Source organism: Caldicoprobacter algeriensis (assembly GCF_023838525.1).
Taxonomy (GTDB): Bacteria; Bacillota; Clostridia; order Caldicoprobacterales; family Caldicoprobacteraceae; genus Caldicoprobacter; species Caldicoprobacter algeriensis.
Genome location: NZ_JAHUQD010000002.1, coordinates 196,176 through 217,640 on the forward strand (window position 1 = coordinate 196,176; position 21,465 = coordinate 217,640).

The 21,465-nt window shown below is 44.8% G+C and carries 23 protein-coding genes; 8 read left to right on the forward strand and 15 right to left on the reverse strand.

Annotation, left to right across the window (positions count from 1 at the left end; translation table 11 throughout):
* Nucleotides 1–16 precede the first annotated feature (16 nt).
* The 5 genes from KVG29_RS02120 to KVG29_RS02140 all read right to left on the reverse strand — a co-directional run bounded on the left by KVG29_RS02120 (nt 17) and on the right by KVG29_RS02140 (nt 5,015).
* Nucleotides 17–1,189, reverse strand: a complete 1,173-nt coding sequence (locus tag KVG29_RS02120; RefSeq protein WP_252226114.1) for an NAD(P)-dependent malic enzyme — start codon at nt 1,187–1,189, stop codon at nt 17–19.
* Between the two features lie 192 nt (nt 1,190–1,381).
* Nucleotides 1,382–2,020 carry an endonuclease III gene (nth, locus tag KVG29_RS02125; RefSeq protein WP_420840511.1) on the reverse strand — a complete coding sequence of 213 codons (639 nt, stop codon included), beginning with the start codon at nt 2,018–2,020 and terminating at the stop codon, nt 1,382–1,384.
* Between the two features lie 158 nt (nt 2,021–2,178).
* Nucleotides 2,179–3,237, reverse strand: a complete 1,059-nt coding sequence (locus KVG29_RS02130; RefSeq protein WP_252226116.1) for an NAD(P)-dependent alcohol dehydrogenase — start codon at nt 3,235–3,237, stop codon at nt 2,179–2,181.
* Between the two features lie 274 nt (nt 3,238–3,511).
* A complete protein-coding gene (locus KVG29_RS02135; protein ID WP_252226118.1) occupies nt 3,512–4,579 on the reverse strand; it encodes a uroporphyrinogen decarboxylase family protein in 1,068 nt (355 codons plus the stop codon).
* An 88-nt stretch (nt 4,580–4,667) separates the two neighbouring features.
* Nucleotides 4,668–5,015 (reverse strand): uroporphyrinogen decarboxylase family protein, encoded by a 348-nt coding sequence (locus KVG29_RS02140; RefSeq protein ID WP_252226121.1) that lies wholly within the window; start codon nt 5,013–5,015, stop codon nt 4,668–4,670.
* A gap of 260 nt (nt 5,016–5,275) precedes the next feature.
* On the opposite strand from KVG29_RS02140, the gene KVG29_RS02145 reads away from it, so the two are divergent.
* Together KVG29_RS02145 and KVG29_RS02150 are read left to right on the forward strand one after the other, a co-directional pair.
* Nucleotides 5,276–7,138, forward strand: a complete 1,863-nt coding sequence (locus KVG29_RS02145; RefSeq protein WP_252226123.1) for a hypothetical protein — start codon at nt 5,276–5,278, stop codon at nt 7,136–7,138.
* A 161-nt stretch (nt 7,139–7,299) separates the two neighbouring features.
* Nucleotides 7,300–8,442, forward strand: a complete 1,143-nt coding sequence (locus KVG29_RS02150; RefSeq protein ID WP_252226125.1) for an aminotransferase class V-fold PLP-dependent enzyme — start codon at nt 7,300–7,302, stop codon at nt 8,440–8,442.
* A gap of 49 nt (nt 8,443–8,491) precedes the next feature.
* Here the strand turns inward: KVG29_RS02150 and KVG29_RS02155 are convergent, their stop codons facing one another.
* Nucleotides 8,492–9,724: a S8 family peptidase gene (locus tag KVG29_RS02155; RefSeq protein ID WP_252226211.1), complete on the reverse strand. Its 1,233-nt coding sequence runs from the start codon at nt 9,722–9,724 to the stop codon at nt 8,492–8,494.
* Between the two features lie 106 nt (nt 9,725–9,830).
* On the reverse strand, nt 9,831–10,058 hold the full coding sequence (locus KVG29_RS02160) for a hypothetical protein (RefSeq protein ID WP_252226127.1): 228 nt from the start codon (nt 10,056–10,058) through the stop codon (nt 9,831–9,833).
* A 145-nt stretch (nt 10,059–10,203) separates the two neighbouring features.
* Between KVG29_RS02160 and KVG29_RS02165 the strand changes: the two genes are divergently transcribed.
* Together KVG29_RS02165 and KVG29_RS02170 are read left to right on the forward strand one after the other, a co-directional pair.
* Complete coding sequence (locus tag KVG29_RS02165; RefSeq protein ID WP_252226129.1) at nt 10,204–10,350, forward strand: hypothetical protein; 147 nt, start codon at nt 10,204–10,206, stop codon at nt 10,348–10,350.
* Between the two features lie 28 nt (nt 10,351–10,378).
* Nucleotides 10,379–11,422 carry a hypothetical protein gene (locus KVG29_RS02170; RefSeq protein WP_252226130.1) on the forward strand — a complete coding sequence of 348 codons (1,044 nt, stop codon included), beginning with the start codon at nt 10,379–10,381 and terminating at the stop codon, nt 11,420–11,422.
* A 43-nt stretch (nt 11,423–11,465) separates the two neighbouring features.
* On the opposite strand, the gene KVG29_RS02175 is transcribed toward KVG29_RS02170, so the two are convergent.
* The 7 genes from KVG29_RS02175 to KVG29_RS02205 form a co-directional block, all read right to left on the reverse strand.
* Nucleotides 11,466–11,996 (reverse strand): ECF transporter S component, encoded by a 531-nt coding sequence (locus KVG29_RS02175; protein ID WP_252226132.1) that lies wholly within the window; start codon nt 11,994–11,996, stop codon nt 11,466–11,468.
* A 15-nt stretch (nt 11,997–12,011) separates the two neighbouring features.
* Entirely contained in the window at nt 12,012–12,272 is a 261-nt protein-coding gene (locus tag KVG29_RS02180; RefSeq protein WP_252226134.1) for a TM1266 family iron-only hydrogenase system putative regulator, read from the reverse strand.
* A gap of 120 nt (nt 12,273–12,392) precedes the next feature.
* Nucleotides 12,393–14,078 carry an MASE3 domain-containing protein gene (locus tag KVG29_RS02185; protein WP_252226135.1) on the reverse strand — a complete coding sequence of 562 codons (1,686 nt, stop codon included), beginning with the start codon at nt 14,076–14,078 and terminating at the stop codon, nt 12,393–12,395.
* A 182-nt stretch (nt 14,079–14,260) separates the two neighbouring features.
* Entirely contained in the window at nt 14,261–14,524 is a 264-nt protein-coding gene (locus KVG29_RS02190; protein ID WP_252226136.1) for a hypothetical protein, read from the reverse strand.
* A gap of 173 nt (nt 14,525–14,697) precedes the next feature.
* Nucleotides 14,698–15,012: a carbohydrate-binding protein gene (locus KVG29_RS02195; protein WP_252226137.1), complete on the reverse strand. Its 315-nt coding sequence runs from the start codon at nt 15,010–15,012 to the stop codon at nt 14,698–14,700.
* Between the two features lie 330 nt (nt 15,013–15,342).
* A complete protein-coding gene (locus tag KVG29_RS02200; protein WP_252226139.1) occupies nt 15,343–15,606 on the reverse strand; it encodes an HPr family phosphocarrier protein in 264 nt (87 codons plus the stop codon).
* Nucleotides 15,607–15,749: 143 nt separating this feature from the next.
* Entirely contained in the window at nt 15,750–16,271 is a 522-nt protein-coding gene (locus KVG29_RS02205; protein WP_252226141.1) for a hypothetical protein, read from the reverse strand.
* A gap of 235 nt (nt 16,272–16,506) precedes the next feature.
* Here KVG29_RS02205 and KVG29_RS02210 point away from each other — a divergent pair, with 235 nt between their 5' ends.
* The gene (locus tag KVG29_RS02210) at nt 16,507–17,880 is read left to right on the forward strand and encodes a glycine--tRNA ligase (RefSeq protein ID WP_252226212.1); all 1,374 of its coding nucleotides are present in this window, start codon (nt 16,507–16,509) and stop codon (nt 17,878–17,880) included.
* Between the two features lie 108 nt (nt 17,881–17,988).
* Here KVG29_RS02210 and KVG29_RS02215 read toward each other — a convergent pair whose 3' ends face one another.
* Nucleotides 17,989–18,351: an endo-1,4-beta-xylanase gene (locus tag KVG29_RS02215; RefSeq protein WP_252226142.1), complete on the reverse strand. Its 363-nt coding sequence runs from the start codon at nt 18,349–18,351 to the stop codon at nt 17,989–17,991.
* 120 nt (nt 18,352–18,471) lie between these two features.
* On the opposite strand from KVG29_RS02215, the gene KVG29_RS02220 reads away from it, so the two are divergent.
* The 3 genes from KVG29_RS02220 to KVG29_RS02230 all read left to right on the forward strand — a co-directional run bounded on the left by KVG29_RS02220 (nt 18,472) and on the right by KVG29_RS02230 (nt 21,433).
* Nucleotides 18,472–19,683: an acetylornithine transaminase gene (locus tag KVG29_RS02220; protein ID WP_252226143.1), complete on the forward strand. Its 1,212-nt coding sequence runs from the start codon at nt 18,472–18,474 to the stop codon at nt 19,681–19,683.
* Between the two features lie 107 nt (nt 19,684–19,790).
* The gene (gene argF, locus KVG29_RS02225) at nt 19,791–20,756 is read left to right on the forward strand and encodes an ornithine carbamoyltransferase (protein ID WP_252226144.1); all 966 of its coding nucleotides are present in this window, start codon (nt 19,791–19,793) and stop codon (nt 20,754–20,756) included.
* A gap of 152 nt (nt 20,757–20,908) precedes the next feature.
* Complete coding sequence (locus tag KVG29_RS02230; RefSeq protein ID WP_252226145.1) at nt 20,909–21,433, forward strand: GNAT family N-acetyltransferase; 525 nt, start codon at nt 20,909–20,911, stop codon at nt 21,431–21,433.
* Nucleotides 21,434–21,465: the final 32 nt, after the last annotated feature.

Genomic DNA, 21,465 nt, shown 5'->3' on the forward strand with positions numbered 1-21,465 from the left:
TTGCCTCCCCTTAATCTTATATTCGCGCCACGCCCGATTCTCTGGCGGCCCGCGCCACAGCCTGGGCTACGGCCTCCCCCACCCGTTTATCAAATGGAGCAGGTATTATATATTCCTCATTGAGCTCATCATCGCTTACTAACGACGCTATGGCATATGCCGCCGCTATCTTCATCTCCTCGTTTATATCCCTTGCCCTCACGTCAAGAGCCCCTCTGAAAATGCCAGGGAAAGCCAGCACATTGTTTATTTGGTTTGCAAAATCCGAGCGCCCTGTTCCCACTACCCTGGCCCCTGCCTCCTTGGCTTCATCCGGCATTATCTCTGGCACCGGATTGGCCATAGCAAAAACTACAGGGTCCCTGGCCATGGATTTAACCATTTCCTTTGTAAGCATGCCAGCAGCCGACAGGCCGATAAAGACGTCAGCCCCTGCGATCACATCCTTCAGGCTTCCCTTTTTCCGTTCAGGGTTTGTGTGCTTTGCCATCTCGGCCTTTTCGGCATTCAAGCCCTCCCGCCCCTCATAAATAGCGCCCATCCTGTCACACAGTATGATGTTTTTAAGCCCTACAGCCATCAACAGCCTGGTAACGGCAATCCCCGCTGCACCGGCCCCGTTTACCACCACCGATATATCCTTCATATTCTTGCCCACTATCTTGAGAGCATTGATCAGAGCAGCAAGGGTCACCACCGCGGTACCGTGCTGGTCATCATGAAACACGGGAATATCGCACTCGGCTTTAAGCCTTCTTTCTATCTCAAAACACCTGGGCGCTGATATGTCTTCAAGGTTTATACCCCCAAAGCTTCCGGATATGAGCTTTATGGTGTTCACAATCTCGTCTACGTCTTTTGACCTTATGCATATGGGAAAGGCATCCACATCGGCAAACAGCTTAAACAGCACGCACTTTCCTTCCATAACCGGCATTCCAGCCTCGGGCCCTATATCGCCCAGTCCCAGTACTGCCGACCCGTCAGTCACCACAGCTACCAGATTCCATCTCCGGGTATATTCGTACGAGAGGTTGACATCCTTTTGTATGGCCAGGCAGGGCTGTGCAACCCCTGGCGTATAAGCCAATGACAGGTCCTTCTTGTCTTTGATGGATACCCTGCTTATGACTTCTATCTTGCCCTTCCACTGCCTGTGGAGCTCCAGGGCTTCCTGCTGTATCACCATACAACTATTCCCCTTTCTTACATGCTTAAAGCACTCAATATGGCCCTCGCTCACCTCTTATGCCTGATTTCACATTACAACAATGCTTATTTTATTAACACAATTCACCCCGTCTGTTCCCTATGACTTTCAAATAAAGTGTTGAAGGCCCAAATTAAAAGGTGTCAACAAAGACCAATTGCTCTGCAAAAATTATTTATCTCTAGCGTTGTAATACTCACAGTATTCGGCCAGAAAGCACTCATGGCATTTGGGCTTTCTAGCGGTGCACACCCTTCTCCCATGGCGTATAAGCCAGTGATGGGCCCTCGACCACTTGTCCTTGGGTATATTCTCCATAAGCTGCATCTCGGTATCCCTTACATTTGCAGCGTGCGCCAGTCCCAGCCTGTTAGTCACACGAAATACATGGGTGTCAACCGCAATGGTATCAATACCAAAGGCATTGCTGGCTACAACATTTGCTGTCTTCCTGCCCACTCCTGGAAGGGTCTGGAGCTCCTCCACATCCCGCGGAACTTGTCCACCATATTTATCGAGGATGATTTGGCTGGCCTTGATTATATTCCTGCTTTTGGTTTTATAGAAGCCACAGCTGTAAATTTCCTTCTCCAGCTCTTCCGGCGACAGGCGCGCAAAATCCTCGGGTCCCGGGTATTTTGCAAAAAGCGTAGATGTAACTTTATTTACCTGTCTATCGGTGCTCTGGGCCGAAAGCATAGTAGCCACCAGAAGCTGAAATGGAGTTTTATATTTGAGCTCTGTAGTGGCTCCTTTATAATGTTTTTCCAGTTCATCCAGGATTTTTTGGTATCTTTCCCTGTCGGCCAACAGAACCCTTTTCTCCTTCCTTCAAACAGATTATCTTTGCATATTATACAATAAACGCTGCAATTTACTCAAGCAGGAGGTATATAAAAATCTATCAGCAAATAGATAGACCGCCCACATCAAGCCTTTACAGGCCATAGGGGCGGCATATCATAAAACTAATTCACTATAACCACCGGTTTTATAAGGTCTCTGGGCTTATCCTTCATCAGCATCAACGCTTTCTCCACCTTGTCCAGGCCATACATTATATGAGTTACAAGCCTTCCTGGATCAACCCTATTATACTTTACAAGCTCAACGAGCATTTCCATCCTCACGCGTCCGCCCGGGCAAAGCCCTCCACGTATATCCTTATGAGCCATTCCACAACCCCACTCAGTTCTGGGTATTGGCAATAAATCGCTATCCCCAAAATAATTTATATTGGCAACAGTACCTCCCGGTCTGACCATCCTTACAGCTTGATCCAAAGTCTCTACGCCACCGCCGGCCACTATGACGCAATCCACACCCTTGTTACCTGTCAGATGCATTACCTGATCTACTATGTCTCCATTTTTGTAGTTAACTATATCTGTTGCACCGTAATGCTTTGCCACTTCAACGCATACAGGTCGGCTTCCCACAGCAATTATACGGCCTGCACCTCTTAGGCTTGCACCTGCTATGGCCATTAAGCCAACCGGGCCAATTCCTATGACAGCCACCGAGGACCCAAACTGCACATTGGCGAGTTCAGCGCCATGAAAACCTGTAGTCATCATATCGCATATCATTACCGCTTTTTCTGGTGGTATATCGTCTGGCAATTTAGCAAGGTTCATATCTGCATCGTTTACATGGAAATATTCTGCAAATACTCCATCTTTGAAGTTAGAAAATTTCCATCCAGAAAGCATTCCGCCTGAGTGCTGATGATAACCCATCTGTACCTCGACAGTACGCCAGTCAGGCGTTATGGCAGGTACCACCACCTTATCACCTGGTTTGAAATCTTTTACCTCGCTTCCCACTTCTACTACCTCGCCTACGGCTTCGTGGCCGAGTATCATGTTGTGCCTCTCACCTATTGCTCCCTCGAAAACAGTGTGTATATCGGATGTGCAAGGGGCCAGCGCAATAGGCCTGACTATGGCGTCATAAGGTCCAGCCACCGGTTTTTCTTTTTCTATCCAACCAACCTCACCTATTTTTAACATAGCAAAACCCTTCATAAGCATAATCCCTCCCCATAATGCTTTTGTTTTTGTATTTTCGACGACAATTATACAGCTTGTTTGTTAAATATCAAACAATATTGTCGTATGATACACTATTTAACAGATGAAATGCATAATTAAAAGGGCAATTTGTAAATGCCTATTATCCAAAAATGCAAAAGGGCATAGAAAACGACAGCCAATTACGCCCATTTTCTATGCCCTTTATAAAATATTCAACCAAACTCGGTAAGTTTTTCTCTGATTCCGTTATAAATCCCCTTATTAGTTATGTCCCTTCTTTACAGGCCTCTACAAAGGCAATGACATTCTCTATAGGGACATCTGGTTCCAGTACATGTGTAGGCTCAAGGATTAAAGCTCCGTCATATCCTAAGGTCCTTTTTCGTTCCCTTACCACTTTTTTTACTTCATCTGGCGTTCCAAAAGGCATGGTGCTCTGAGTTCCAACCGTCCCCTTGAGAACCAAGTGCTTCCCGTATTTTCGCTTTACTTCAATTGGATCCATGCACTCAGGCTGAATAGGATTCAAAATGGTAACCCCGATTTCAATAAGCTCGGGTATTATATCCATAATATTTCCATCGCTGTGATAATCCACCTGTATATCAGGCTTTATATCCTTTGCAGCTTGGATCACCTTGGCCCATCGAGGCTTCATAAACTTTCTCCAGTGTTCAATCGAAAACATAAGCGTCCTTTCATTGGCGACATCGTCACCTATGGTCAGCCAATCTACCCCAGCCCTTGCCGCAGCTTGAGCAACTCTCACGTTTCGCTCACAAATCTTATCCAGTATGAATTCACATATCTCTGGGTTCAAAATCATATCCATGAGAAACTGCTCATATCCCCGGATCTGCCAAGCAACCTCATAGATATGCCCCACCCAGCAAATAACAGGTTGATTGTTCTCATGAGCTATCTTAACCTGTTCTGCCATATGGCAATCCGTCCAACCCTCTACGCTTGGATAAGGAAAATCTTCTATTTCATTAAAGGTTTTAGCATTTCTCAAGGGACTGACATACCTAGTGAAATGATACATACTTCCCGGTATTTCCAGTACACCAATATCGTTGATAAACGCATTAGGTGGGATATCCATATCCTCGTAATACTTAGAAAAATCGGGCTTTTTAAAATCTTCAGGGGGCTTTAAGGCCACCGATACAACACGAGGCATATCAAAATATTCTACAAAGCTGTCCTGCGGCTTTAAGCCCAGATGTTGGCGAAGTCGCCTTTCCAAATCCGGAGTACAATGGAAGAAAAAAAGGTATTCATCATGTGGAATATGCTCCACTGTCGCCTTAAACAATTCCAAACTATTCACAATGCTCCCCTTTCTATATAACCTTTTTCAAATTATTGGGTTTCTAAGCCACAGTTTAATTGTAAGTGAAAACCTTGGCCAAGCAAATTTATCCTTCCAGAGCCACCGATATCATAGCAAAGTACTTTTCATCCGGCACATACTCCGGGATGCTGTTGCCTGTCCCCAGCGCGTAACCACCTCTGTTTTTTGTCTTTTCCAACATAGCTCTACAGCGCTGCTTAATCTCATCGATCGAAGCCCTACACACAAAATCCACATCAATACTACCAAGAATGGCTATTCTCCCACCCCAGCGATCATATGCCTCCTCCACTGGCATGATGGCATCCTCAAAGGAATGCTTTGCATCATATTCCATATCTTCAATACCAAGATAACTTATGGATATAGAGACCTGCCGAAAAGCTTTGCAGCGTACTACCTTTATTCTCACATGAGACTCCTACACTCTCTATCGGCTACCTGACAACACACAGACTCATCAGCTGTTTTCTGCTAAAACTATTTTACCATATTTTATTAGGCAATTCATCTTTATTCTCCACAGAAAAACAAATTGACAGAAGCGATAAAACGCATCAAAATCCTTGCAATAAAATTCTCATAAGACGCATATAAATTTACTGAACTTACCTGTCCTATGTGATTTATTAATGTCAAAAATTAAGGGATGTACAGATAGGAGGTGACAAGGTGAAACTCCATTACCGCAATGATCATATAGTGCGGTTTAAAAACGGTGACTTATGGCACTTTTTCTCTCAAAAAGGAAAGGGTATATACTTCCGCTACATGAAAAAAAGCGGAAATTGGGGAAATGAGACAGAGCTTGTAGCAAACACCCACGAGTACTTTTCCGTGTCGATCGACAGCCATGACCACCTGCACCTGATATACCAGGACCATAACGGAGAAATAGTATACATGGAGTATAACGGGAATACGTGGAACAAACAGTTGCTCCATCAATACGATACTTCATCGTACATAGTGCAATTCCCTACAATTATTGTCCTCAACGAGCAGGTCCACGTGATTTTTGCCGTTGGCACAATCCCCTCCACCGGCGTTTGGAGCCTTTATCACTGTTACAACAACGGCAACGGTTGGATTAAAGGCGAGATAACCAGGTATGAGGACGGAAGGCAAACCAGCCCCTTTTACCTTGACTATGACCAAAAAAGCATTCATATAGTTTACCGCAGCATGTACCGTAACCAGCACAGATTATTTTACTGCTATTTTGATGGCGCCCGTAATCGATGGAGCAGGCCCGAGAGCTTAAGCCGCAACCTGATCGACTGCAATATGCCCAGCATGCTCGTTAAAAACAATAAGCTTCATCTTGCATGGACGTCAATAAAAAATTCCAACCTGCAGGTTATGTACCGAAACTGGCACCTGAATTCATACTTCAAAACTGGCTTGGAAAGAGAGGCGCTTTTGTCCAGTGAAGAATCGAACTGTTCGGATCCGCAGCTCTTCTGGGCAGATAACCAGTTGTGGTGCATGTGGTATCAAAACGACGATATATACTGTTGCTCATCTCCCGACGAGGGCATGACCTGGAACCAGGCAAAATCCCTGGAGTGGTCGCATATCGATAGCTGTTACTGCATAAAATATTCCAGCAACTATCCCGAAGACCAGTTCAACTTTAAAGTGCATCGAATATTTGCAAACCTGGAAAACGGCTTGGAAATTCCCATACTGGGAGAATGCAAGGGCCTTTCCGAAACCATACAGGCTGTAAAGATAGAGGATTTGCCTTCGAAACCAACCATGGACCAACCGCACTTTGAACATCCCGAACCATCACAGCAGGTAAATGCGTCTTCTGCACCTTTAAAACAAAACAGCGCCGCTTCTGACCCACCAGCATCCCAAGATGCACCCTATAGCTTATCAGAAAAAGCTGCACATGAAGATACATCCCCCACACCGCCAACCTCCAACCAGGAAATATATGATTTAAAACCAGCCGACAGCGGGCATGCTTGCGAAAACGTACATTCAACTAACGCAAATTCCTCGACCCATGATGCAGCTTTGCATGCCACAGGCTACGTGGCAGATAAAAAGCAAAGTACACCACAGCCAAACACACAACAGCCGGAGACTGAATTAAAAGAAGCACCCATAAAGTCAGGTAATATAAGGCAAGAACACCATCACCCTTATGAAAAAGCAGGGCAATTACCTGCCGACCAGATCATACCCGACAATGTTGTAAATCACATACTGGCCTTGATACAAGAGATGAACAAAGTCCACGGCCTGAGAGCAAGATTTCAGGCTCTCCTTGACAAAAACCAACCAGAACAGGACAGCACGCACTACCTTTTCCAGCTTGATGCGCTCTTGAATTCCTGGATCAAAAAAGCCGAAGGAATCCAGGCTCAAAACCAGACCATCATGAGGGAAATAGAAGCGTTGCGGAGGCGTTCCATAGAAAATCAGCGCCAGTGGGAAATCCTCCTAGAAGAATTTGAGGAAATAAAAGACCTACTAGAAAAAAACTTGAGAAGGGGTTTTTTAAGGAAAATCATAGGTTAACACAACAATTATCTTAATTCGCGGTAATACGACTTATTAGCCACGTAAACCCAATATTCCTTAGCAAATGTATTTAAAAATTGTTAATATAAAAATATGTAAAATCAGTAAAATATATCCTTATTTTAGCAAATAATGTGCTTCTAAAGGAGGACTTAATAGTGATATACATGGACAACGCAGCCACTTCATGGCCAAAACCTGAATCAGTATACAGGGCCGTTCTAAATTGCATGAAGAGATATGGAGCCAACCCCGGCCGTTCAGGGCATAAGATGGCTATAGAAGCGGGAAAAATACTGCTACATACCCGCGAAATGCTGTGTCAGCTCTTTTCGATAGATAACCCGTTTCAAATGATATTTACCCTGAATGCCACCGAAAGCCTGAATCTGGCCATCAAAGGATGCACAAAGCCGGGCGACCACATCATCACCACCACCATGGAGCACAACTCTGTGGTCCGTCCGCTCAAAGAGCTTGAAAAGTATGATATAAAAACGACCTACGTAAAAGCCGACAGCCAGGGGCGCATTGACCCTGACGACATAAAAAAGGCCATTCGAACCAATACACGGCTTATCGTCACCACCCATGCCTCCAACGTGACAGGAACCCTTGTACCCGTAGACGAAATAGGAAAAATCGCAAGGGAATACGGCATACTCTACCTGATAGATGCAGCGCAGACCGCCGGTATAATCCCTATCGACCTTTCAAAACTGCCAGTGGACATGATGGCCATGCCGGGGCACAAAGGGCTGCTTGGCCCTCAAGGGACCGGCGTGCTTTACATCGCGCCTCATGTAAAGTTAAAGCCGTTAAAGGAAGGAGGTACAGGAAGCCAGTCGGAAAACCTTTATCAACCCGAATTTGCCCCTGACCGGTATGAATCCGGAACACAAAACACTCCCGGAATTGCCGGCCTTGGAGCAGGAATTAGCTACATACTCCAAAAGAGCCAAAAAAAGCTGCTTTCCCACATCATCAGGCTTGAAAAATTCTTTTTAGAGGCTGTATCCCATATCCCCGGCATAAAAATCTATGGCCCTACAAACATGGATGAACGAATTGGTGCTATTTCAATAAATATAAAGGATTTTGACTCGGCGTACATCGCCAACTTATTGGATGAAAGGTACGACATCGCAACCCGGGGTGCTATTCACTGTGCTCCCCTGGCCCATCAAACCATAGGCACCTTAAAACAGGGAACTGTGCGCTTCAGCCCCGGCATTTTCAATACCATGGACGAAGTGGTAGAGTGTATAAGAGCTCTTGAGCAGCTCAGCCGCCTTAAATAACATTAAAGAAAAACCCCTGCAAGTCGACGCTCTGCAAGGGTTTCTCTATCTATTGACCAAGTATGCTTTTGACATCCACCAGCCCTCTGCCCTGGGCATATATATTTTTATCTATGCTTCTTGCGTATTTCATGATCAGCGCTTTTACCTCATCCGGCGTGTACTCGGGATGTGCCTCAAAGATAAGGGCTGCAATGCCGGCCACTATCGGCGCTGCCACCGACGTTCCGGACATGGTAGTGTATGCCTTATCCAATGAATAAAGCTTTGGACCACCAGTATAGTCGCTGTCGGTGTTTAAAGATACCACATTCACTCCGGGCGCCACCACGTCGGGCTTGAGTATGTTACCATATGCAGGTCCCCTGCTTGAAAACTCTGCAACCACATCATCGCTTATATCAACGGTTCGCTTATCATCAACCGCGCCTACCGTTACGATGCTAGGGCTTATACCTGGGGTGGTGATAGTTCCTTTCTTTGGACCGGAGTTGCCCGCCGCAGCCGTCACAAAAACGCCCTGTTTCCATAGCTGGTTGACAGCCACCACAAGAGGATCATTCTTGATAGCTCCAGAAGGTTTGGAGCCGAGCGATAGGCACACCACCCTTACATTATATTCCTTCCGGTGGTCTGCCACCCATTGCATTCCAGCGACTATTCTCGAAGCGTTGCCCTCCCCATCCCTGTTCATAACTTTAACCGCAATTATGTTGGCCTCCGGTGCAACTCCTGCATACTTTCCACCTGATGAATAGCCGTTTCCGGCCGCCACCCCTGCAATAAAGGTACCATGCCCGTTATCGTCGTAAGGATCTTTTTTGTCATTGACAAAATCCTTAAAGGCAATGATCCTATTTTTGGGCCTTATCAAATCAGGGTGAGGATAAACACCGGTATCAAGTATGGCAATTCCAATGCCTTTTCCAGTATATCCCTTTAGGTTGACATCCCTGGCACCTACCTCTTGTGTGGCTATATTTAAAAGAGAATTTATATCTACATCATCAGAAACATATCTTACCGATTCCACCTCTGCAATCTTTTCCAGCATGGACCGGGGAATCTCAACCGCATAAGCATTGATGAGAGGAAACTCATATACTATCGTTATTCCCATCTTCTGTAAGCATTCTCTGCAAATAGCATCATGCTCTTCTTTAAAAAATACAATAGCCGACAGCGTACCGTTTGCATTCAAAGTCTGAACCTTTTTGATAAGCCTGCGATCAATCTTTCCTTCAACTTTGTTTATCTTATCCAAAAAAGGAAACAATAGCATTCCCAACAGGAAATTCAAAGCCTTCTTCCCCCCTTCACTTGCATCTGGTATATCTTATGTATACCTTCCGCAAGTTGTTAAGGGGGACTGATAAGATTTCTCCTGCCTATCGGCTTTGTAGCTCTCTGAGCAGCCTCTCCAGCTTTTTCCTCTGTTGCGGTTCCAGCACAGGCATAACGGCCTTTATCATGCCCATGGCTTTTTCACGGGTAATGCCCCCTTTGCCCGATTTAATCATAGCGGCCACCTCACGTATCAGCTCATCCTCCGATTTTCCCTGTATGCTTTGAACCATCTGCAGCAATTTTCTCATATCTTGGTTTCCCGTGTTCATCAAAACACCACCTCTAAAACATTAATGGTTGTTCTAATACATAAATTATTCAAAATCTCAAATATTGTTACTTAAGGCCAATGCACAATTTATAGAAATCAGCATATTATGAGTAGAGAAAAGTATAAAGGACGGTGAGCAATTTATGCCTCACGAGGTGCTCAAAGGCAGCTTCAAAGGTGCCAATGTGCTATTTTTCTTCATGATACTAACGCTCATATGGGATGTACATTTTGAGATAAATCACCTGTTTTTCTTCTTTATATTTCTGGTACTGACATCTGCGGCATAAAACGGTATAGAGAGCAAGGAGGAATTTTATGGAGAGCAAATACCCTTTAACACCGGTACCCTCAACACAAACGACCCGTAAAATGAGGCAGCCATACCTCAAGTCCTCGCAGGAACATCCATCTACCGAAGTCAAGCCATCACCTCCTGCAGCGATAAATTCAGCTATCAGAGATTTACCGGCTGCATCTAAAAAAATTCACGGTTTCCTGACGTACCCCGTAAATCCACTGCCGCTATTTTTTCTCTTCATCACAATCAAAATACTGGCTTCAGAAATACATAGCGGTAACAAAAGCATGTTCTCCATCAACAACCTGCGGAATTCCATTAGTCAGGCAGTGTACAATCCTGAAACCATAAACATGCTTATGGCCGTAAGCCCTTATCTGGATGTGCCAGAGCAAGAGGGGATATATACCATTATAGGCATACTGGAAGCCATTCAGATACTCAAGGGGCTTCGAGAAGGGAGCTATCAGGCCCAGCGCATGCAGCAAATACCCGTTCTGGGATTGGAAAACGAAAGCAAAGGTTTGGGAATAATCAAAGCGCTGAGAGACTACATGCCTGAGAATAGCCGTCCCACCATTGACAAAGTTATACAGATCCACGAGTCGATCGAAAAGCTCTCAAACAATATAAAAATATACAGAAACAATCTGAAAATAGCAAGCAACCGCAAACCCAACCCTATAGAAGACCTGGGCGAAATCATAAAGGTCATAAAACCCATCATCCCTGATGAGCAGCAAACCAAACTGGAGAGACTTCAAAAGCTCATTCAGGTTGCCCAGATAATGGATTTGGACGAAATGATAAAAAACAGAGGGATAAACGTCAATAAAAAAGAAGATGATTCAGTAAAAGACCAGCGCAAAATAGAAAAAAGCAGCGTTGCAACAGATACAACTGACCAAGATAAGGATAAGGACGAATACCAGGAACAAAAAAATGTAGCCCACAGCGACACCCATCAACCCACATCAAACGATGAGCAAAACCAATCTCTCGAAATGATGCTCAAGCTGATGCAGCTTCTGATGCAGCCTTCCAATGCTAAAACGCAATAGAAAAAAGGGCCTTTGCTTTGAGGCCCTTTTCCTTTTGACATCTTCAGCTACGCTTCAAAGCCCTTTCCAGCACAGGCAGTACCATTAACGCCAGCATACCTCCTACCGAGGCGGTAATCAGCTGAGGCCAGCTAAACTTCAAAGACATCAGCTCTTTGGCCTGCGGCGAGGTGTTGGGCATAAACAGCGGTATTGCCACATGTACCACCGTTATGTACAAAACCAGGAATTTGCACAGGGCTCCCGCAGCCAGAGCCACGTATTTATTCTTTCTATAAATAAGCGCTACCAAAACGACGATGGTGGCATTGCCCAGCGCCACAAACGGCACCATAACAGGATTTAGAAGAACGTTTTGCAAGAAAGCTATAACCGGCGTCAAAATGGCAACTATGAGTCCTCCCTCAATCCCAACAATCACCGCTGCGATAATCAAACAAAGATTTACCAGTGACCCAACTACATACTGATCCACCAGGCTCGGGATGGGCATAAACAGCCTCAAGGACTGAAACAGCAACGCCAAAGCCAGCAGGATTGCCGTCCTCCCAATGAAATTAACCGTTTCATTCATAACAACCACTTCCCGTCAATCATAAAATTTTTTTGATGTTAAAGCGCTTTTAACCGTAACCCCTTTTAGGTTCCCAAGCTTTCCTGTAAACGCCCCAATTTCGTCTGTAGTACCTTCCACTATAAGTGCAATAACAGAGATACCCCTTTCCCGATAAGGAATGCCCATTCTTCCCACGATGATATGCGAATACTCCCTTATATAGTCGTTGACCTGCTCGCCCCACTCTTTATGGTCATCCACCACAATTCCAATTACCCCGATCCTCTTTTCCATAACCTTTACCTCCACCCCTCAATTATTAAAAACTTCACAATTTACCATCTTTCTCCCACCATATCACCTCCCCTCTTACTCAGGGGCATCCCCTCGTAATCAGGAGCCTTTTATTGAAAATTATACATCATCTTTACAGGCTTTTACAACCAGAACGGTGACGTCGTCCAGCATCTTCTTATCCCCCAAAAGCGCGTGGTATGCATCGATGATCTCATCGCATATCTCCTGTGCTGAGGCGTCCTTCAGCCCTTTTACAAATTCTACTAATTTATCCTGTGAGAAGAGCTCGGGCTGTGCAGGGTCAATCTCTATCAGCCCATCGGTATAAAACACAAGGCTATCCCCCGGCTCCAGGTGCACCGTCCTACTCTTGTAAGACGGCTTAAAATAAGGAGCAAACTTGCAAATGGGGAACCCATCAGCCTGCAGGACCTCAACCTGTCCATCCGCTCTGATAACCAGCGGATTGGTGTTCATACCGGCCGAGGCATAGGTAAACTTTCGAGTGACGACATTGTAAATACCATACAGCATCACCACATATGCCTCATCGGGAAACGGCATCTCATTATAGGTATGATAGCAATTCATCAGCACGCCCCTGGGTGTAAACACCTTCTGGCGTCCATCGTCATATTCCTTTTTAAAATTTATGTTTTGATTTATAAACACATTGATCATGGCAGCAGACACGCCGTGTCCCGCCACATCCCCTATGAGAATACCTATCTTCTCATCATCCAGCCTGAAAATGTTGTAGAAATCACCGCCCACGTTTTCGCAGGGCATATACCTGGCCGCAAATTTCACACCTTTTACGCTGGGAAAGGTGTTGGGCAAAAGCGCCAGCAAGATATTTCGGGCATACTCGAGGTTTTTCATCAGGCTCTGATTGGCTGCGGTGATTTCAGCCGTCCTTTGAGCCACCAGCTGCTCCAGGTTGTTTACATAAACGCCCAACTGGCTTTCAGCGGCCCTTAATTCCTGGTACGGCTTTTGCACGTTTTGCACAAACAGGGCCCTGAACAAAAGATAATAGGCTATGATCTTGTAAATGTGTCCCAAAAAGTTATATGTATCGTACACATTGGTATATTGTGTAAAGGCCATTTCACTGAAAACGCTAAACACCAGCCCTTTTACGATGAGGGCGTATCCCTTATCCTCACAATCCCCCTTTATATAAGCCGCCAAAAATAAAACGGCCGTTATGAGCTGGATGAGTATTGTTAAATATTCCAGGTATACCTTAAGCGGCGTTAAACCCTTACCCTCGATAAACAGCGATGGCAAATAATCAATACGGTAGTTCACCACCATGAGCCAAAAAATTGAATACGCTATAGTGGATAAAACCCATAATCCCTCACAGCTTCTCACTTTTTTATCGCAGGGCACCAGATTAGACGCCAGCATACCACATGACATAGTCAGGCGTGCCAGTGTCCAAAATGCAGTGGCCTTCTCCGCCGAAGATTCAGTTAAAAATACCGGCATCCCTTTGTAGGAAAGGGTATGAAACAGGTCAAGCAGCGATACCGCCAGAAAAGTGCAGGCAATTATCATCGACCTTAAACGATTGGATTCCTCAAAAGTGTAAAAAGTAACTGCAAATACGGCAAACGACATCACAATGCTAGATAATTCTAAAAAAATGTGCCAGGTTAAAAAAAAATTCGACGAAAAGATCCTGTACAAAAAATGGTCACACCAGGCAAGCACAACGAACAAAAGCACGGACACCACTATTATGTAGACAACACCGCTGAGCTCTTTTTTTAACTTTAAAGCCAATTCAGCCATAATATTTACAATTGCCCCCAACCCATACTTAAATTTCTATTTAGCCAACTCATTCAAATTTTCGACACCGGACTCTTTACCCCGTCAGCACCCTACAAACATTGCCATTTAAAAAATTATATTTTTATTATACTCATCATTTGGTGCAAAGTCCATACCACCTTCCCGCGTTTTTATAGGCCCTACAAATAAATCTGCTTATCGGTCTTCCCCTCCACCTTGCCTATTCCATACCCCAACGAAAAACTCTGCATCATACTCCCTGCAATGATGAGAACCAACAATTCCATGCTTTCCTTATCCAGGCCCACATCCGCGGTTTTCATAAACTGTCGCGTCTTATCCCTGGCCAGATCCAGAATGGCCTGGCGCGTACCGCTGTATTGCTTATCCAATTTTTTGTTTCCTTCCCTAGTGTATTCCCTCAACATCTCATCAACCTTCATCCCAATCAAAACCCCTTTGCTTTATTATGGTATTTTTCTCTTTCAATGGTTCCCCAATTTTTCGGTTTTATACTTAAAACAGCTCCCGTTTGTCTCCCAGGAAAAACAAAATAAAAAGGCCTGTGAAAAAGCCATATTCCACAGGCCTTGAGAAAGAAACTTACCAAACGGCGCTACTTGGATGCAAACACATAGTTTTGCCCGTTGTTGTTGTCCCAGTGGTCAGCCGAGTCTTTAAAAGCCACATTTAGGTTACCCTTACTGGTTATGGCAACTTGACCCTCAAACTTTTGAGGTCCTACTCTTCTCATCTCAATCAGGGAAACGTCTGACCACCTGTTATTAGGCCCATAACCTATGCAGGCAAAAACCCTGTCAGCCCCGTGCTGAGCCAGTATCCCTTCATATGTTAAATTGACCACTTTCCCTTTTTCGACAACCTCAGGATTACAATAAACACCGTATTGTGCATATTTTCCACCGTTCATTTGCATCATCAACCTCCTTTAAAGCCATCAATAATAGTATGCGGCGAATTTTTAAAAATATATCTGTATATTTTTTCTCTTCTCAAGGGTTTTTATCGAAAAAATTCTCTTCAATAAAATGTATTTTATTGTATAAAATTCCATGCAATCTTAAAATATATTGTATACCGCTTAAAACTAACATTTATTCCAATTTGCTTTTAGAATAGAATTGTTTGATTTTGACGGGAAAAGCATAAGCTTGGTGAGAACAAGAAAAAATGGCAACAAATCTCCCTTGCCTCGCGCAGTAAGCTCTTTAAAACAAAAAACGCCAGGCTCAACTGGCAGTTACTCCTCGAAATTGCTGTTGATCAGCTTGGTGATGCCGCACAAAGCTTCTGCCTCATCCGGCCCTACAACCTGGACCTTGAATTTACAGCCCTTATAAATACCTAGCGCAAGGATGGACAGTAGGCTCTTGCCGTTGCCTATCTTTCCATCTTTTATGACAAAAACATCTGATTTATAGCTGTTTGCAACCTTTGTAAACTTTGCAGCAGGCCGAGCATGAAGGCCGACTTCGTTTTCAACAACAAAATCTTTCTCCAGCATGTTGCCCCCTCTTCCCCATCCTCGTTTAACGTTATCATGAAAAAAATTAAAAAATGTTCACCTTATATGCATACCCAAAAATATTCTTGTCCTATATTGTACTGCAATTTGACATAAAATACAATGCCGATGTTTGCATAAATTTAAAATTTGTATTCCAGCAAATACTCAATGACCTCCTTCAACCTGCTGAGCTGTTCAAAGGCTTGACGGTCAATTCGGCCTTCCTCCAGGAAATACTTGAGCTCATCGCATATATTGCTGTATGCAAAGGTGATGCATTTTTCAAATCCGTCTGTATTGACCTCCAGCACAAGGTCCATATTGGGATACATTTCGATACCAGGGATAAACTCCTTTGGATAACTTGACTGCAAATTCCCTATCCTCAGTTTATTTACAACATGGTTTAGTACCTGCCTGACCTGTCTTTGATTGAGCTGGCCACTTTCTACTTTATTTTCAAAAGGATTTCTCCGGACGCGTATAAACCCGTTGCCATGGAGCTCAAACACCGGTTGATCGCTTACAGTTTCCTTTATACAGATGACCACATTTTCAGGTGATGAATTATAAGAGATCTCTGTCCCAGATGAACACCCTACAAGAACAGCTATCAAAGCCAGCACAACCGCTAAAGCAATAAAAGATACTGATCCTTTCAATGCCCCTCACCTCAACCCTTTTAATCTCTAAATTTTAGACGATGGTAAAAGTTGAAAAGTTTCAATTAAAGCCTCATTTCCGCAAACAGCATAAAAATTACAGCTGTTGCAACTGTATCCATGGTATGATATTATTTTGATAACCGTGAAAATTCGTAGGTTGATTACATAAAAAGCCGGTATAAGCTAAATTCAATTACAAGGAGGTATACACAGCGTGGCAACACAGGATAAGATGGACAAGATAGTAGCCCTATGTAAAAACCGTGGCTTTATCTATCCTGGTTCGGAGATATATGGCGGACTAGCCAATACATGGGATTACGGCCCTCTGGGAGTAGAGCTTAAAAACAATATCAAAAGAGCCTGGTGGAAAAAATTCATCCAGGAAAGCCCATACAATGTCGGCGTGGATACCGCCATCATCATGAATCCCCGTACCTGGTTGGCTTCCGGCCACCTGGAGAGGTTTAACGATCCGTTGATGGACTGCAAAGAGTGCAAAGCCCGTTTTCGCGCTGACAAATTGATTGAAGATTACATGGCAGCTCAAGGCATGCCCAACCCCTCGGTGGCTGGATGGAGCGACGAGCAGATGGAAAACTTCATACAGGAGCACCAAATTCCCTGTCCAGACTGCGGCAAGCACAACTTCACCCCTATACGATACTTCAACCTGATGTTCAAGACCTTCCAGGGTGTCACCGAGGACTCAAAATCAGAGCTGTACCTGAGACCTGAAACAGCACAGGGCATATTCGTCAACTTCAAGAACGTACTCAGGACATCAAGAAAGAAGATCCCCTTTGGAATCGGGCAAATAGGTAAGGCCTTCCGCAACGAAATTACTCCGGGCAACTTCATATTCCGAACCAGGGAATTTGAACAGATGGAGCTGGAATTCTTCTGCAAACCGGGAGAGGACATGGAGTGGTTCCAGTACTGGAAGGATTTCTGTAAGAAATGGCTCATCGACCTGGGGATGAAAGAAGAGGACATTCGCTTCAGGGATCATTCTCCAGAGGAGCTGTCTCATTACAGCACAGCCACTACCGACATAGAATATCGGTTCCCCTTTGGCTGGGGCGAGGTATGGGGCATAGCCAACAGAACGGATTTCGACTTGAAACAGCATGCAAAATACTCGGGTGAAAACTTCAATTACCTGGATCCGACCACCAACGAGCAATACATCCCATATTGTATAGAGCCTTCAGTGGGCGTTGACCGTATAATGCTGGCCTTCCTGTGCAACGCCTACGACGAGGAACAGCTGGAAGACGGAGATGTGAGGACGGTGTTGAGGCTGCACCCGGCGCTAGCTCCCTTTAAAGCAGCAGTATTGCCACTCGTGAAAAAGCTGCGCGAGCCGGCACAACAGTTGTACCTTAACCTGCTCAAGAAGTTCATGGTGGACTACGACGAAACTGGAAGCATTGGCAGGCGTTACAGGCGCCAGGACGAGATCGGAACTCCATTCTGCATAACCGTGGATTTCGATACGCTGGAGGATAACACCGTTACAATTCGAGACAGGGACTCCATGGATCAAATAAGGGTCAAAATAGATGAGATAGAAGATTATCTGGAGGAGAAAACGCGGTTTTAAAAAAGCAGCTGGGTGTACACCCGGCTGCTTTTTTTAACTACTGTTGATAACCTCTACTCTACCACAGACAGAACGCTATAAAACGCAGGCTTTGGCTGCAATTTGCCATCAAATAAGTTTAGTTCGAATATTAAAACCTGATTCCAGTCTCAAAAAGCTACCGTCGGTTATTTCAACAGCTTCATTTACAACATCCCATGCATATATTACGCCCGAGTATTCCTTCTGGGTAAATTCCAGAACCTGTCTAATGTAACTTTCCATTCGCGCTAGCATGGTCTCTTTATCCACAAATTCACCATCGGATTCATATCCCTCACGGAAAAACCAGTCCGGTACTTGATTGTGCCATACAAGAACATGTCCTCGCATTTGAATGCCGTTTTCTTTGCAAAATTCTAAACCAGGGATGACGGTATCAAATTTTACTGCAGGCTCTGAATTTCCATTTTTATAATGTTTTTTATCCAATAATCAATAGTTTGCCGAAGAAACTATTTTCTAGAGCAGTAAAATCGTAATCTTTTAATTATTGAATTTTTATTCATTTTATTGTATAATTATAAGCATCAATTTAAAGGGGGTCAAAAGATGGATACACAGGAAATAATAGCCCTTGATAAGAAATACTACATGAATACTTTCGGGGAACGGCTGCCAGTGGTATTTGAATACGGCAGGCAATCTACCCTATACGATAAAGAAGGAAAAGCATACATCGATTTTGTCGCCGGAATAGCAGTCAACGTGCTGGGCTATGGCCATCCTGCCCTAGTGGGGGCCATCACCTCCCAGGCACAGAAATTGATCCACTGTTCAAACCTGTTTTACATCGAAGCCCAGGCACAGCTGGCAAAGCTTCTGGTAGAAAACAGCTGCGGCGACAAGGTGTTTTTCGCAAACAGCGGAGCTGAGGCCAATGAAGGGGCCATTAAGCTGGCCAGAAAATATTTCCGGGACAAGGGTATGAATAAATATGAAATAATAACGGCCATCAACTCGTTTCACGGCAGAACCCTGGCCACCCTTGCTGCCACAGGCCAGGAGAAATACCAAAAACCCTTTGTCCCCATGCCAGCCGGATTCAAGAGCGTACCCTACAATGATCTGGAAGCTCTAAAGAACGCCATCACCGACACCACATGCGCCGTCATGATAGAGCTCATTCAAGGCGAAGGCGGCGTCATCGAAGCCACCTATGAATACGTAAAAGGGCTGGAACAGCTGTGCAGGGAAAGAGGCATTTTGCTCATACTCGATGAGGTTCAAACCGGCATGGGAAGGACCGGCAAGCTGTTCGCGTACCAGCACTTTGACATACAACCCGATATCATCACCCTGGCAAAGGGATTGGGGGGCGGCGTACCAATAGGTGCCATAATAGCCAAGGAAAGCGTGGCATCGACCTTCGAGCCCGGCAGCCATGGCTCTACCTTTGGAGGAAATCCCCTGGCCTGTTCGGCAGCCATAGCCGTGCTTATCACCCTTTTGAATGATGGGCTGATTGACAGATGTGCCCAGCTGGGAGACTATTTCAAACAAAAGCTCAGCAGCCTTAAAGACAGATATCACTTCATCAAAGAGGTAAGAGGAAAAGGGCTGATGCTGGGCATGGAGCTTGATCCGTCCGTTCCTGGCAAAGAAATAGTAAATGCAGCACTTAATCAAGGATACATCGTAAACTGCGCCGGGCACAACACCCTGAGGTTCGTACCCCCGCTGGTGATCACCCGGCAAGAGATCGACGGCCTGATAGATACTCTGGATAAGATATTTAAAGGTATAATAGAAACCCGAAAATAAAAAATTTTCCCCGGTAAAAATGACAACCCAATCAAATCACGAAAAATGATAGTGCAAACAGTATGCAGTACTGGTTAATAGAAAGATTGCAGAAGGAGTGAAATGATATGGTGGATCTGTATAATTACAAGCCAGAAAAGCCTTTCTCGCAAAAACATCTTATAACTCTGCAGGATTACAGCCAGGATGAAATATACCAGGTGTTGAGCACCGCCTTTGACCTGAAGAAAAAGCTCAAAGCAAACATACCACATCCCTATCTTAAGGGCAAAACTCTGGGCATGATATTCACCAAATCCTCCACCCGTACCAGGGTTTCCTTCGAAGTGGGCATTTATCAGCTGGGAGGATATGGCATTTTTCTAAACGCCAGCGACATCCAGCTGGGCCGCGGAGAGACCATAAGCGATACCGCCAGAGTGTTGTCCCGCTATCTGGATGGGATAATGATAAGGACCTTCAAGCAGCAGGACGTAGAGGAATTGGCCAAATACAGCTCCATTCCCGTTATAAACGGGCTTACTGATCTTTTGCACCCATGCCAGATACTGGCCGACCTTATAACGATATACGAGAAAAAAGGTACTTTAAGCGGTCTTAAACTAGCCTTCATAGGGGATGGAAACAACGTGGCTCATTCCCTGCTTATCGGATGCACCAAAGTAGGGATGCACATATCGATAGCCTCTCCCAGGGGCTATGAACCAAAAGAGGAAATCGTCAAAATGGCAAAGGAAAACGCAAAGGCCACCGGAGCAAGCATATTGATAACCAACGACCCGGTGGAAGCCATAAAGGATGCAGACGTGGTGTATACCGATGTATGGGCTAGCATGGGGCAGGAACACGAGTTTGAAAGCCGTGCAAGGGTATTTGGCCCATACCAGGTCAACAAAGAGCTGTTTTCACACGCCAAAGGCGATGCAATCTTTTTGCACTGCCTGCCGGCCCATCGTGGCGAAGAGGTAACGGATGATATCATAGACAGTCCGCAATCGGTAGTATTTGATGAGGCTGAAAACCGCCTGCACGTTCATAAAGCCATTATGGTGCTCTTGATGGGAGATAGATGATAAGTAGGCTTAAGCTGATAGTGATAGTCTATTTAGCTTGCAATCCAAAGCTCATACAAGAAATGTTAATGCAGTTGTAAAAAAATTTAAATACAACGTCTCTTGTTATAGCAAAACAACATTGAATTTTCATAAAAAGGGGACTGATGAAAATGGATCTGGTGATAAAGAAGGCTTCCGAACAGGACGTGTTTACAATACACGAGATCGTTCAGGAAGCGTTTAAAGAATACGCAAGGGAGCTAGGTTTTCCCGATAAAGTATCGGCACTTAAGGAAACCCCTCACATCATCCTGGAAGAGATGCGAAAAAAGACCATATTCATAGCCTTCCTTGATGGTCAACCGGTGGGCACCATCCGCCTGGAGGTTTTGCCACCCGGGAAAGTGGGCTATATCAGCCGTTTTGGCGTACGACCCCAAGTACAAAACTGCGGCGTAGGAAAAGCCCTCATCAAAGCGGTAGAAGAGGAGGCCAGGAAGCTTGGCCTGCGTGTTCTTACGCTTCACACCGCTTCAAAGATGACATCACTCATACGTTTCTATTACGGCATGGGATTTTATATCCATTCCACATCCACCGATCGTGGCTACATCCGTGCACTGCTGTGCAAAGAGCTGGAGCAATGCGATGCCCTTGATTTGAATGCCGAGCTAAATGCGGCCTATGCTAAATGAGAATAGGGCCTGGTCCTAAAAAATCTTGACAT

Coding starts and splice junctions, on each gene's coding strand:
- KVG29_RS02120 (WP_252226114.1), bottom strand. CDS start 1,189: ATGGTGATACAGCAGGAAGCCCTGGAGCTCCACAGGCAGTGGAAGGGC.
- KVG29_RS02130 (WP_252226116.1), bottom strand. CDS start 3,237: ATGAAGGGTTTTGCTATGTTAAAAATAGGTGAGGTTGGTTGGATAGAA.
- KVG29_RS02155 (WP_252226211.1), bottom strand. CDS start 9,724: ATGCTATTGTTTCCTTTTTTGGATAAGATAAACAAAGTTGAAGGAAAG.
- KVG29_RS02160 (WP_252226127.1), bottom strand. CDS start 10,058: ATGAACACGGGAAACCAAGATATGAGAAAATTGCTGCAGATGGTTCAA.
- KVG29_RS02165 (WP_252226129.1), top strand. CDS start 10,204: ATGCCTCACGAGGTGCTCAAAGGCAGCTTCAAAGGTGCCAATGTGCTA.
- KVG29_RS02170 (WP_252226130.1), top strand. CDS start 10,379: ATGGAGAGCAAATACCCTTTAACACCGGTACCCTCAACACAAACGACC.
- KVG29_RS02175 (WP_252226132.1), bottom strand. CDS start 11,996: ATGAATGAAACGGTTAATTTCATTGGGAGGACGGCAATCCTGCTGGCT.
- KVG29_RS02180 (WP_252226134.1), bottom strand. CDS start 12,272: ATGGAAAAGAGGATCGGGGTAATTGGAATTGTGGTGGATGACCATAAA.
- KVG29_RS02185 (WP_252226135.1), bottom strand. CDS start 14,078: ATGGCTGAATTGGCTTTAAAGTTAAAAAAAGAGCTCAGCGGTGTTGTC.
- KVG29_RS02190 (WP_252226136.1), bottom strand. CDS start 14,524: ATGAAGGTTGATGAGATGTTGAGGGAATACACTAGGGAAGGAAACAAA.
- KVG29_RS02195 (WP_252226137.1), bottom strand. CDS start 15,012: ATGAACGGTGGAAAATATGCACAATACGGTGTTTATTGTAATCCTGAG.
- KVG29_RS02200 (WP_252226139.1), bottom strand. CDS start 15,606: ATGCTGGAGAAAGATTTTGTTGTTGAAAACGAAGTCGGCCTTCATGCT.
- KVG29_RS02210 (WP_252226212.1), top strand. CDS start 16,507: ATGGACAAGATAGTAGCCCTATGTAAAAACCGTGGCTTTATCTATCCT.
- KVG29_RS02220 (WP_252226143.1), top strand. CDS start 18,472: ATGGATACACAGGAAATAATAGCCCTTGATAAGAAATACTACATGAAT.
- argF (WP_252226144.1), top strand. CDS start 19,791: ATGGTGGATCTGTATAATTACAAGCCAGAAAAGCCTTTCTCGCAAAAA.
- KVG29_RS02230 (WP_252226145.1), top strand. CDS start 20,909: ATGGATCTGGTGATAAAGAAGGCTTCCGAACAGGACGTGTTTACAATA.